We start from the raw sequence: 14124 nt of genomic DNA, 5'->3' as shown, positions 1-14124 counted from the left end.
CAACATTGTTATGGCTGAGGACACAAATACAAAGAACGTGATCATAAAAAATGATCCTGCCTTTCCTTCGGAACTGGATTTCGAAACATTGCGGAGTGAAGGCATCGACTACCTCGGGAAACTGTCCGGCAAAATATGGACAGACCACAACGCCCATGATCCCGGTATCACCATCCTGGAAGTACTGTGCTATTCCCTGCTGGATATGGGATACCGCAGCAGCCTGCCGCTGAACGACCTGCTCACCATGAACCCTGCGGGCAACGGTAAGGAAGATAACTTCTTCACACCGGCGAAAATACTCACCGTTAACCCGCTCACGATTACTGATTACCGCAAACTGCTTACAGATATCGATGGGGTAAGGAACGCATGGCTGGAAATTGCCACCAACATCCCGGCGGAAGTACACTGGTTGGGAGAACAGGGACTGGCATGCAGTGGCCGTAACCCGCAGCTGGCCGCTACGGGAGAAGATATTACCCTGCTGGAACTGAACGGGCTTTATAACATTTTCATTGAACCGGAAACACTGCCGGACGATAGCCAGGAACGCGCAAAAGCACTGGCCGATCTGAAAGAACGTATCCGCAAGGCATTGATGGCGCACCGTAATTTGTGTGAAGATTTTTACAACATCACCATTCTTTGTCATGAGGAAATTGGTGTGTGCACAGAAATACAACTGGAAGAAGATGCAGATGTAACCGCTGTGCTCAATGAACTGGTATTGCAGCTGTATCATCTCTTTTCTCCCCGTGTTACTTTTTATACCCTGCAACAAATGCTGGAAGAGAAGAAAGTACCGATGGAAGAAATTTTTTCCGGCAGGGCGTATTCCGCCGGCAGCCACGGTTTCATTGATACTTCCGAACTGGAAGCCATTAAACCGCTGCAGGAGATCCGTGTGTCCGATGTATACCATGTGATGTTCGATGTGCCGGGCGTAGCCACTGTTTCCGGGCTCAGTATAGCCGGCTACGTTAGTGGCGACAATACACCCGTTGCCACCACACAGGGCACTGCCTGGATCCTGCCGTTGCTGGAAGAGCATCTGCCGTTATTATCGCTGGTATACAGCCGCTTTATATTTAAGCGTGGCAGCGCCACGTTTACTTTTGATGGCGCCAACCTGCAACAGTATCTGAACGCTTCATTGCTCAACGGCACCAAAGTGTGGTATGATCAATCATCCGTATACCTCGATTATCCTGTACCATCCGGCTTTTACAGAGAAGACCTCGGCAACTATTACTCCCTGCAACGCGATTTTCCCAGGGTATACGGCATCGGCAACGGGGAACTGGGCAACGATGCATCGCCTCAGCGCAAAGTACAGGCGTGGCAACTGAAAGGCTTCCTGCTGTTCTTCGATCAGCTGTTGTCGAACTACCTGGCGCAATTGCAACACCTGCGCGATCTGTTTTCCATGTCGCCCGATGCGCCTGCGCAAACCTACTTCAGCGGCGCTATCACCGATATCCCCGACCTGGATAAACTGCTGCGTTTCCAGCAGGGCGGCTTTTATGCCGATCTTGGCTGGAAACAAAATGATACGCTCATGCTGCCGGTAGGGAAGGAGTTGCTGAATGAATTACGTGCAACCGTTCCCGTTAAGAAAGATGTGATCCGCCGCTGGCGCAATAAATACTACAGCTACGATTATTTGCCGGCACGCAATACCGCTATGGATCAGCTGTTGCTGGATATGACCAACCTGGACAATACCGCCAATATCACCACCTGGGCCTATGGCGATGCCTGCTGGTGCTTCGTGATAGCCATTCCCGGAAGGGAATACGTATTACTGGGATGCCGTTATTACCCTACACAGCAAAAAGCCAGGGAAGCGGCGCAATCCGCTATATTCCTGGCCGCATACCCCGACAACCTCCGTGCATTCGGGTTTAAAGATGCAGCTAACAAAGAACAGTACGCATTCGATATCGTGTTCAGCCTGGCCGATTACCAGGGCTACCTGCAGAAAATAGTGGAAGATAAAACGCTGTACCGCCAGCGCCGCGAAACCATGCTCAATCACCTGCTCAGCCGCTTCGCAGAAACCTTCACCGATTATGCGTTGGTGTTATATGGTATCAGCAACCGGGAACAGGCAGCGGAAAAAGGTATACGCACCAAAGCAAAGTTCCTGTCTTCCTATGATAAATTAAGCAGGAACCGCGGTAAAGCATATGATTACCGGGTTAACAAATGGAATACTTCCAATACCTCGGGTTATGAACAACGGGTAAATGCACTGGCTGGTATTGAAAGAACGGACCGGCATTACCTGTGCCCGTTCATTGTTGGGCCTTATGAAACTTTCTTTTATGCAGAAATAAAAGATGCCGATAATAAAGTACTGTTTAAAACGGGTAACTACGTTACCGCAGATGATGCATCTGCCGCGTTGATCAGCCTGGCGCAGCAGTTGCTGCATCCGGAAAACCTTGTTCGTACCGATGATCCGGTGCAGGGCAAGTATAGCATACAGGTGCCGCTGCCCGTGGGTAATGCTTACCTGGCCGCTCCCTTAGCCACCCCGGAAGAAAGGGAAAGCCGCCTGCTGCAGTTGCAGGAACAGTTGGCACAGGCGCCGATGAGCGCCGCTACAGAAATCAGCCGCTACGATCATTTTATTGAAGTGGCGGATCCTGCCGGTAAACCGCTGCTGCACTCAGCAAAATCATTCCCTGATCAGCAGGCAGCTATTGCCGCTACAGATGATTTACTGGTGGAGGTAAAGGACGACGACTGGACCATTCCGCCTGCAGTAACGTTACCGGTATTACACTTGCTGCCGGTAAATGCTACCCATACTACTTATGTTAATCTCGCTGCCTTCCAGGCTGATAACATCCAGCAGAAAGGAGGAAAGTTACAGGTACAGATCAGCATTGAAGAAGATGCTTTCATTATGTTCACCGCTGCATCGCTGGTAAAAAGTGAACAGCAGGCAACGGAAGAGTTTCACCTGCTGCTGCAACTGGCAGCTACCCCTGCAGCATACCTGGTGCGGCAAACCGCCGATGGCCGTTATGAAGTAGTACTGGTGGAACGCAGCAACGTGAAAGCTACGCATCCCGCATTGTTCGATGAAGAACAGCAGGCCAGTAACACCATGCTGCATATTCAGCAGGTGGTGCAGGCGCAGTTGTACCAGGTGTCTTATTCACGGCAGCCCGCTGCATGGAAATACAAAGTGCAGTTGCAGGGTATGGAAGGAAAGCCCTATGGCTTTAACAGCGAGGAGGAGTATGCCACGGAAGAACAGGCAAAAACTGCTATGGATACTTTTACAGCATCGCCGGATCACCTGGAACTGAAAGCCGAGAAAGGCGCTAAACCGGTACTGCTGCATACGGGCCTGGATAAAAAGATCATCATGCCTGCCGCTACTGCACCTGCAAAACTGCAAAGCGCCTTATCGCTGGCGCAACTGAGAAGCGGCGCCGTACCGGCAGATATCGCTTCCTATGTGCACAGCACGGCGGTTAACCAGGAAGGCGCTTACGTATACCGTGTGATCAACAAAACCGGTTGTGTGGCCAGGTTTCCCAAAACCTTTACAGATAAGGCATTGGCAACAGACCGCCTCACGGCTTTGCGCAGCCGCAATCAACAGGGTATCGATTACCTGGAAATATGTATGGGAGGAGATGAAGTGGTAACCTGCATCACTGATCCGCAAACACAGGCCGTTAGCTACTATTATGTGATTCACGGTATTGAAAAGGTATATCATTCACCTATCTATCCAAAAACAGCAATTACTTACTTCCGCAGTTATAAGTCTTACAGGTCTGCAGCGGAAGCGCTCACCGCATTCCGGCAGCAATTCCTGCAACTGGTGCATACTGCCTGCGATCCGGCTGCCTATGGCAGCAGCATCATATTGGAAGGAGATCCTGTAACAGGTACCATTCCGCTGGCGATAGTACCCGGCGATACCATTACCGCATTCGGTGGAAAAGCCCCGCTGCTGGATGTACTACCGCATATTATGCGCAGCTTCCCTTACCACTGGCTCAGTAATGTGCAGCAACTACGGGTAAGCCTGTACGATATTACAAAACGGGAGAAGATCTGGAAACTTTGCCATGGATTTGATGACATGGCCGCCGCCAGTGAAGCGCTGAAACTGTTCCTGGCACTGGCCCGATACGCGGGCAACAGTGGCGTTAGGCTCAATGAAACCAGCTGCCGTTACCAGGTGGTTATGAATGAAGTATTGCTGGAAAGTGTACAGCATTATAATTCTTTGGAAGATGCCTGGGGTACTGTTACGAAAGATGCTGCTAACAACTACGCATACACGGGGCTGGAATCATTGCTCGACGCCGCCCGTTGGGGTAACAGCGCCTATTACGGGTATATAAAAAACGATGGCTGCTACAGCTTTAAAGCGGTGAAGAAAGGCTACCGCCTGGCGGTACATCCCTATCAATACAACACCGAAGAAATAAGGGAAAAGTATTTGCAGCAGTTACAAATGATTGGATTAAAGCTCGGCAACAGCTGCCAGGTAACCTTTGAGGTGAAACCCTGGAATGCAGGTAACTATTTCCAGCTGCAACTGCTGGCCGGTGGCGAAGTGCTGCTGGTATCCGGGCAACAATACATGCCGGGCGCCATTACTGAAAAAGCGCAGGACGAATGGCTGTTTGAAGTATTGTCGTTATTGTGGAAAGAAAGCAATTACTATCTCAATAAAACCAGCAACCGTTTTGAATTGCTGAATGGCAATGTGGTAAGCGGTTATTTCAGGCCAACAGGTGAAACGGATTTGTCGGCAGACGACCTGCAGGAATGGAAAAAGAAACTGCAGCGCAATGCGCTTTACTACCCGGTGCGCCGCATGAAAACAGCGTTTGGCTACACTTATTCCTTCCGTTTATACCACGATGATTTTATCCCCGAAGAACCACTGCCCGACGAAAACGCCGGCTGCAGCTGTGATGCGCCGCCACCCGTACGTAAACCCGGTGCGGTGATCTGGGAAAGCGCGGAACAATACGACTGCCTGAATGCAGCCATCCATCATTTTTACCGGTTCTGTGCAGCACTGTCTTTACCGGGTAACTACCAGCCGGCAATAGGCAACAGCTGCGGCCCGTTTGGTATTGAACTGGTAGATAACACCTATGTGCTGGCTGCCAACCCGCAATGCTATCCTTCGCTGCCTGCCATGGAAGCCGCTATTGAACGTGCCTCCGCTGCTATTAACGATGAAGGCATGCATGTGGTGGAACATATCCTGCTGCGTCCGCGCATAGAGGATGATTGCCAGTGCTTACTGCCGGTGAAACCGGAACCGCTTTGCCGCCTGCCCTGGGAAGAAGAAGTAGCCGGCTATGAGGTAGCACCGGAAGATGAGGTGTTTAAAACCACCGTAGTGCCATTCACTGATCCTTACTCTTTTGTGGCTACTATTGTGCTGCCGGGATGGCCGGTGCGCTTCCGCAATGCCGGTACCCGTGCCATGATGGAAAACCTGCTCCGTAAAGAAGCGCCTGCACATGTGTTGCTGAATATACTCTGGCTCCGGCCACGTAGTTTTTGCGAGTTTGAAACCCTGTACCGGCGCTGGTTACAGCACCTCGCATGCAAACCCGTTTGCGGTGATGACGCGCATATCCAGTGTTGCCTTATCTGTTATCTCTTTGGACAAACCGGTATCATGGAGCCATTATCCGATACGCCAAAGGATCCTTATTGCAACCAGGTAACGCCTTCCTGCTTTGACGACAACCGGCAGAACAGGAAGCCCCAGGCCGATTTCACCGACTGGATCAACCGCCTGTTCCGCAAACAATGCGATATGCAGGAGATAGATTGCCTCTCCAATGAAACCACACCGCCGCCGGTGATACTTGCGGCCAACAGGAACGTAGCACCGTTGCCGTTAGAAAGCACGTCACCGCAGTTGAAGGAAACAACTACCCACCGCAGCAATTCACCGGAAGATACATTGCTGCGCGACCGCAAAGGACGGCAGCGCATTTCAAAATATAAACAACAGATCCTGCCTGTAGAGGCAGATAATATTACTGATACAGAAGCATACGACCGCACCGGCAAATTTATGGAAGCCGGTCCGCTGAATATGCACCAGTACAGCACCCTGGCCGATTTTTTACTGAAGAAAATGCCTTCCGGCAAAAAAGCAGCGGCAAGCGAACAGGCATTGCTGCTGCGCAATGCCACCTGGCTTTGCCTGGATCAGCTCCTGCTGCGGGTGCCGGTAAGCATCGCCGCGCATGAAAAGAAACAGCTGCAACAGATCTTCCGAAAAATGAAAGACAAAGGCATCAACCTCGCTGCATTGGCGAAAGACTGGAAGCCGGAAGAACTGATCTCTGATGAAAATGAAGACCTGGTGGCACAATGCCTCCGGTGGATGAAATAAATAACCATGTTGCATAAGATCCGCAAACAAACACTCCTGCTCACAGTGCATAACAAAGACACTGTATTTACCTGGCAACACCAGGTAACAGCGTTGTATTGGAAAAAGATCATCCCCGCGCTGGAAAAACTGTTCGACAGTTATAGCAGCAACGACATGGTTATTTACATAGACCGGCTCGAAATTGATCTTGGGAAAATTAAAGCCGCGGATCTCGATAATGATTATTATATCACTTTACTGCTGGAAAAATTAACCGCTGCATTAGCTACGCTCCAGGTAAAGGAAACATCCCGTAAAACATTGCCGGAACACAGCTTCGATCAATGGAGCTACTATATGGAACACGGCGCGCTTTCATGGAATGCTGCAAAGCCTGATGCACAGTGGTACCGGCAGGTATTGCAAACACTGGCTACCAGTCATGCCGCCATTACCCTGCTCCGCAAACAGGTAATCGAAAACCGGGATTATTTGCAGCGTATCCTGTTACAGCATACACCGGAATTTATCATCCAATTGCTGGCCATCATCACCGCAAGGAAACAAAATGGTTGGGTGCTGCTGATTCAACAGCTTTACGACGCTTACCGCCTGTTGCAACCTGGAAGCAGTACAATGCTGAACCGCCGGGCTTTTGAACAATCCTGCCGGTATGCGTTGTTGATGGAGGCGGTTAAAGATCCTGCGGTAAGTGATCCTGCATTGATCAGTACCCTGCTGGCACAACAACCGGTATTTGTTACACAAATGCAGGAGTTGATCACAGTATGCCGCAGCAACAACTGGCAGGAATTATTATCAGCTGCCGTATCATTTAACACACAAGCGCTCACACCAGGACAAAAGGAAAAGCCCGCTGCACCGTTCGATGAAGATGCGCTGCCGGCGCAGGAAATGGATACACCGGAAGAAGAAACTCCGGAGGCCCCTGCAGGCGGCAGTACTTTTTACGTGGTAAATGCAGGCATCATCCTGCTGCATCACTGGTTATTGCCCATGTTCATGCAACTGGAGTGGACAACAGACGGTAAGAAGTTTGTGAACGCCGCCTGTCAGAAGAAAGCTATTATGCTGCTGCACTACATGGCTACCGGTGAAACGGAAGCGGAAGAATTTGAACTGATGCTTCCCAAGCTGCTTTGCGGCTGGCCATTGAAGAAACCGCTGGATACAAAACTGGCGCCGGCTGCTGCCGCTATAGAAGAAGCGGAAGGTTTGATAGAAAATGCCATCAGCTACTGGAAGGCATTAAAAAATATTTCGGCAGATGGACTACGGGAAGGGTTCCTGCAAAGGCCCGGACGCCTGATCACCGGCACTGATAAGCATCAGCTGCAAATGGAAGCGGATACCATCGATATCCTGCTGGACCGGCTGCCCTGGAATATCAGTATCATAAAGTTGAAATGGATGAAAATACCGTTGCATGTGCAATGGCGATAGGCAATTTTATTTTCAGAAGAATAAAAAATATCCGGTTGAACGTAAAAACATTACAACCCGCAAGTATACAAAGAGAAGCCGCGCCGGCTTCCGCTCCCTTTTGGGGCAAACCGGCGGCACAATCTTTTTTCCAGCCTGCCGTTCAACGCAAATGCGCTCACTGCGAAGAAGAAGAAAAGAAGAACAAAGTGCAGCGCCGGGAATCTTCCCCGGCTGCCATCTCCCCAACAACAGTAGAAAGTAATATTAACAGTACAAAAGGGAAAGGAGATGCGTTGAAGGAAGATACCCTGCATGAAATGAATAATGCGTTCGGCGCCGATTTCAGTAAGGTGAAAATTCATACCGGGCGTAATGCCGCAGGTCTCAACCGGCAGTTGAACGCCCAGGCATTTACTACCGGCAACGATATCTATTTTAATGAAGGAAAGTATGCGCCCGGTAGCAGCGCAGGCAAACACCTGCTGGCGCATGAGCTCACACATACTTTGCAACAGGGACAGGGAACAACAGGCATCAGCAGGCAGGCGGCCGTTTTGAAAGAACATGGCGACCTCGCCCAGGTACCATCGGGCCTTGCCTGCCCGGTAGACACCAGCGCGCCCCGGGTGGAAGACAGCTATCCTTTCACCGTAGCTTCTTCCGGTTTGTCGCCCGCTAACCAGCGCCTTATCAGTGGCTTTGCGGCCAACTGGCACCGCCTGGGCGCCAGTGCCACAGTGCGGATAGATGGCTTTGCCAGCCTGGACGGCGCCGATGCGTACAATTGGGAACTGTCATGCCACCGCGCACAAGCCGTAAGAGATGAAATGATCACACCTTCTGATGGCAGCCCTGGAATTGGCGCTGGCTTCATCTCCATTTTTGCACACGGCGAAACCAATCACTTCTCCCGAACAGATCCGGTAGCCAACAGGGTAGCCGTTATCAGTTCTGTAGTGCCGGTGCCGCCGCCACCGCCTCCAACACCTGCGCCCCCTACACCTCCTGTGACGCCGGAAAGAAAATGTGGTCCCAATGTTACATCAGAAATTGCAAGGGTATGGGCGCAGGTACAAAGTAATTTCAACAGCTGGGGATTCATGGATAAAATGAATGCCTGCCGTTATCTCATACAACCGGTTATTGCGGGTAGCAGCGGTTTAGAGCTTAATAAAGATGCGTTTGACACCTTCGGCTTATTTCTCAATACCGCCGGCTGGACGCAGCAAGGTCCTTACCATCCGCCATGCGGAACGCCGGGATCAACCGGCGATCCATGCTGGAGCCGCGATCCGCTGCATGAAGCGGATGATGTGTGTTCCAACACCGTGCAAACAGGCAGCGGTTGCTGGAAATCAGGCACCGTTAACTATGGCACCTATGGTATCATGATGCGCCTGTGCGATGGCTTTATTACGCCTATCGCATTTTTACCGCCGCCATTTAATATCCTTAGCGGCGCATTCTCTTATGCTTCCATGGTAGCACTGATCACCGCTTACAAATTGTATGATCATGAAAATCCAATGGACCCCATCGCCTGGGCCAGCGCCACTTACAACGGCGGCCCTTCTGGCGTACCATCCGGGGGAAATAAGCCGAATTGCCCGGCTACCTGTAACGTACCGTTTACTACGCCGTCATTTGATTATGTGTGGGAACCGGTAAGGCAGCGGGGCTCGCTGAATGCTGCGCCTTATGCGTACCCCTGTACAACAACGCCGTAGGGAAAACTAAATAGTATCACATGAAACCATCTCCGAAAACAGTTAAAAACAAAACACAGGAAAAGGATAAACCTTTTTTCAGCAAAGCTGAAAACGGGGAGTCTTTTTTCAGTAAACCCGGAGATAACACCCTGCAACGGCAACCGGCAAATACAAAAGATACCGCACCCGTAGCTCCCGTGGCGGATGCCTGTAAAAGTAGTAACACACCGGAATCCAAATGGGCCAACGATAATCCAGGACGGATATTCGGTGTGGAAGATAATTCCGCCGGGAAATCACAAAGTAATGAACTCATTTTCTGGAACTATTGCGTAGGAGAAGCGGCTATGCGGAGCGCCCACCGGGAACGCCTGAACGAAGTAGCGGACCGGTGGGTGGAAATATTAAAGAAAGACAGCGCGCTGAAAGTAAAACTGCAGGGCGCTGCCAGCACCTCCGGGAATGCAGACAGCAACAAAGCCCTGGCAGCAGAACGTGCAGCCATTATCAGGGACTTTCTTATCGCGAAAAAAATTCCCGGCAGCAGGATTGAGATAGATACCAGTTCGTCGCCACGCAGCCTGGCGCCGGAAACATCGCCGGAAAACCAGGCCCGCAACAGGAGAGTGGAACTGTTCCTGTTCCGCGCTACCCCTGTGGTCAATAAACTGCCACCCTGGGTGGATGTACAGGTAGAAAACCTGCTCATCGGCCAGCAGGGAGTGCCTACGCCTAACCCTACTTTTAACGAAACAGATAACTTCTTTGCCCGCAACCATTTTTCCATGGCGGCATCGGCAGATATCACGCTTACTTCGCTCGGCGGCACCGGCGTTGGTTTTTCACAGGTGCTCACGCGCGACACCCTCATGGCACAGTACAGCGATAATGCTGGTCGTACCCTGTTGCTTGATTACGGCAACTGTAACCTGCTGCCATGCAAAGACCTTGAAAATGCCACCAGCCACTTTGCGCTGGACGGGCTGAGTATGTTTAACTCCGGCCCGGGTACCACCAAAGGGAAAATAGCCATCAGGGACCGGCCGGGAGCCGCTTTCCCGCTGCATTACCCCGATTCAAAAACTGGCCCTTTCCATCTTACGCATTACTTCTGGCTGATGGATTTTACCGTAGTACTTGGTGTTAGGGAGATGGGCGCTTTCATTCCATTGAACCACGCCTTCTGGAGCGTGGCCGGATCAGAAAATGTAGACATCAAAAAGAAAGCGGTAAGCGGAATGGCGCCCATTTCGGTGGTGGGCGACTGGCAACAGGGCGCACCGCCGGGTTTAAACCTGGAAGCCATTTACGCCGGTCCAACCTGCAGGTACGTGAGAAGATCGGAACAGTTTTCAGCCAGGGAAAACGTGTGCAAACCAAATGAAACCATCGAATAAAAGTTTTATACGTGGCCGCAACTACACAAATACAACCACCCGGATTAAAATCGTCTGCCTCACAGCAGCGGGAAGGGCCTTTCTTTGGCGCCGCTCCCGCAAAAGCCCCTTTCTTTCAGCCGGTAACTCCGCCAAAGCATCAGCAGGGCGAAGAAGAAGGTACCCTGCAACGTGAAGCCAATGGCCCCGGTGTACCGGAAGTAACGCCGGGAGTAGAACAGCAACTGTCGCAAAGTAAAGGCGGCGGCGCCCCGATGCCTTCCCGCCGTAATGAAGAAATGAGCCGTGCTTTTGGTAAAGACCTCAGCGGCGTGAGGATCCATACCGATGCCCGCGCTGCGGATATGAGCAACAAACTGCAGGCAAAAGCATTCACCCACGGGAAAGATATTTATTTCGGGGCTAACCAGCATAACAATACAACGGCAGGAAAACATTTGCTGGCGCATGAACTTACACATGTGATGCAGCAGGCGCCTGCGCAAATGGTTTCCCGCGTGCCTTTGCCTTATGTTTATTCCAAAGTAGAAAGAAAAAAGAAGAAAGATATTCTGGGAGATGGAACTGCCGCCAACACAGGGATCACCCTTAATGAGTTTAAGAGTTATACCATGCGGCAGGCCGATTGGTTTGCACATCCGTCCCTGGCAAAAGCTGACAGGGACGCGTTGTGGGCAATTATCGCTAAAATAAACCTCGGTCCGCATATTCAGTCCGGCGCCGGCGATCTGAAACTGAAAGACCTGATACCGCTTCCTGCGGCCGACTGGGCGGCATTAGCCAGCTTCGGGCATGGTTGCCACCAGGATGATACCGTTATTATACTGAATACAACACCTCCAATGGCCCGGCGTATTGCCCTGGGAAATAAAATGCAGCAGATGGAAGCGCTGATTACCGGTAAGGTGATTAAAAGAACAGTGTCGGAAGATCAGCTTGCAGACGTGGAAGCTAATGCGCTTTTATGGACCAGGATCACTGATTACTGGAACCTCTTTCATCCCCACCTTCAAAGGGTATATCAACCTGGCCCGGGAGCAAGGGGATTAGAGTTCCAGAAGATAATCAATATGTTCACGGCTAAAGCGCCGGTAGATTTCCTCGCATTACAGGGCCGTATACGTAACCTGCATCGTTTTGGTATACCGGCGCTGAATAAGTTAAAGAGTAATTTTACAGATCTGTCGCATACGCTGCCGCTGCACCTGATCATCCAAACAGGAAATGATGCCGGCGCTTTCCAGGATGCGGCGCCCAAATTCGAAGATGTAATCAATACTTCTCCCAACCTGGTGCTGATGCTGGAAGGCAGGGATTCACTGGCACAGATCCAGACGGAAATACCCATTCTTGCACAGCGGTATGGTAAGAAGGATGCCAAAGGTAATTTCAGTATAGCGCAGGTGATCGTTGCCGGGCATGGTTCCCCGGAAAGTGTACAGCTGGCAGGCACCAGTGCGCCGGGCGTGGTAAAGGGACGCGTGGAATATACGACAGAAAGCCTCGACATCAGTAACGCCGCTGCAAAGGCCAAAACGCAGGCATTCCTGGATGTGCTGATACAAAACCTTGATCCTGCCACGGCAAAGATCGTATACGCAGGTTGCCTGGTTGGCGCGCATCCTGTGCCACTGGGTACACCGGCGGCAGGCGTGCAGCCACATATTGCAGCTCACCCGAACCTCGGCGAGTTTACACAACAACGTGGCGCAGCAGCCGGTAAACCGGTGAAGGTGGAAGCAGCCCGCGCATCGGTGGCGCTGTCGGAAACCAGTTTAATGGACCCTGTTACAAAAGACCTGCATATCACTTATCCATTTGATCCGCAGGCGTTTGGCACTGCCGCCGCATACCTGGCAGCAGGCCATGAACCTGAAGGAACCATGAGGGCTGCCGTGGAAGTAGCCGCTACCAACCCGGTTGCCGCCGCCAATTTGCTTCGCGCCCGTTTAGGCTTTGGCGTTATATCGGATCCCTGGTGGGATCAGTGCGTGATTGCCCTGGTAAAAGCAGCGCTGGACGGCGTGCCGTTGGGTGGTCCGGTAAGCCTTACCCGGCTGCTGGAACTGTCGGATGTGGCTGACCTGCCTTTCCTCGGTGGTTTCGGAACAGACTTTGGCATTTCTGCCGCCCATTTTGTAAACCGGGTGAACCCGCTGGTATCTGCACCGCTTATTTACCGTGAAGCGCTTAATGTACCCTTGATGCTTGCGCCTGGAACAATAGACCACCGGCTTGGCAGGTTCTTTATGGAGCAGGGATGGTATAGCCTGGATGCTGCCAGGGAAGCGCCTTTTATCGCATTCCTGAACGCTACGCCCGCCGATTTTATGCGGCAAATGGAAATTCACCTGGACAGGGCGGCTATTGGTAAATACGACGCTACCTTGTTTGCGCCTGCCGCCGCTCATACCCCCGGCAGGATTAAGCTGGCCCTCGCCTGGCTCCACCAGGATGATACCAATGCTTTAGTCCGCACATTTTTCGATACCGAAATTACCGATACAGCAGCAGGCCCTGTACTTTCAGCTGCAGTAACTGCACAACTGGCAGGAAGGGGCCCCGATGAAATACTGGATCCCCTGGGCCGCCTTGTACCGCGTCCACCGGGCGATAACCGTCCCCTGGCCAATGCACAGATACCCGGAAGAAAAAGGAATACTTTGCTCATAGAATTCAAAGCGTATATCGCCACGGTAACCGCCGTAAAAAAACTCCCGGTATTCAGAGGCCCGGGACCCAAACATACAGGTATCGGCTGGGTAAACCCCGGCGCTACCTTACAGGTGGCGGGCTTTACCGGCGGATGGGCCGCGTTTGACTTTAAAGGAAAACTGGGGTATGTAGATAAAACACAAATTACACCTCCGTAACAAAAAACTTTATACAAACACCCTGTAAATAAATATTGTTATAGGAAGTAGTACAACAGTACCACATCTCCCGGAAACAAAAAGAAAAAAATGAAAGACTGGACAACACTAACCGGCAATGGAGGCAACAAACTGGTGATCAAAGATCACTACTGCATCGCTGCATCGTTATACCAGGTAACCGTTTGGAAACACGAACAACTGCTCCTGCAGCATCATACTGATACGCCGCAGCCGGGATTTCCCATGCTCACCGGCGATCAGCTGTACCAGGGCACCGGTATCCTGGACCTGGCCGCCAATGTGCG

At 51.4% G+C, this 14124-nt stretch carries 6 protein-coding genes; all 6 read left to right on the top strand.

What is annotated here, in order from left to right; translation table 11 throughout:
- Positions 1–10: 10 nt before the first annotated feature.
- On the top strand, positions 11–6409 hold the full coding sequence (locus VN105_RS16370) for a hypothetical protein (protein ID WP_325642603.1): 6399 nt from the start codon (positions 11–13) through the stop codon (positions 6407–6409).
- A gap of 6 nt (positions 6410–6415) precedes the next feature.
- Positions 6416–7855, top strand: a complete 1440-nt coding sequence (locus tag VN105_RS16365; protein WP_325642602.1) for a contractile injection system tape measure protein — start codon at positions 6416–6418, stop codon at positions 7853–7855.
- A complete protein-coding gene (locus tag VN105_RS16360; protein ID WP_325642601.1) occupies positions 7819–9564 on the top strand; it encodes an eCIS core domain-containing protein in 1746 nt (581 codons plus the stop codon). Before VN105_RS16365 ends, VN105_RS16360 begins: the two co-directional genes overlap by 37 nt.
- A gap of 20 nt (positions 9565–9584) precedes the next feature.
- Positions 9585–10943, top strand: a complete 1359-nt coding sequence (locus VN105_RS16355; RefSeq protein ID WP_325642600.1) for an OmpA family protein — start codon at positions 9585–9587, stop codon at positions 10941–10943.
- Between the two features lie 11 nt (positions 10944–10954).
- A complete protein-coding gene (locus VN105_RS16350; protein WP_325642599.1) occupies positions 10955–13816 on the top strand; it encodes a DUF4157 domain-containing protein in 2862 nt (953 codons plus the stop codon).
- Positions 13817–13906: 90 nt separating this feature from the next.
- Positions 13907–14124 (top strand): hypothetical protein (locus tag VN105_RS16345; RefSeq protein WP_325642598.1); only part of this gene is annotated, 218 nt, incomplete at its 3' end.

This window comes from Chitinophaga sp., from assembly GCF_035564935.1.
Classification (GTDB): domain Bacteria; phylum Bacteroidota; class Bacteroidia; order Chitinophagales; family Chitinophagaceae; genus Chitinophaga.
The sequence above is the reverse complement of the archived record's forward strand: the minus strand, read 5'-3'. Positions and strand labels throughout refer to the sequence as shown.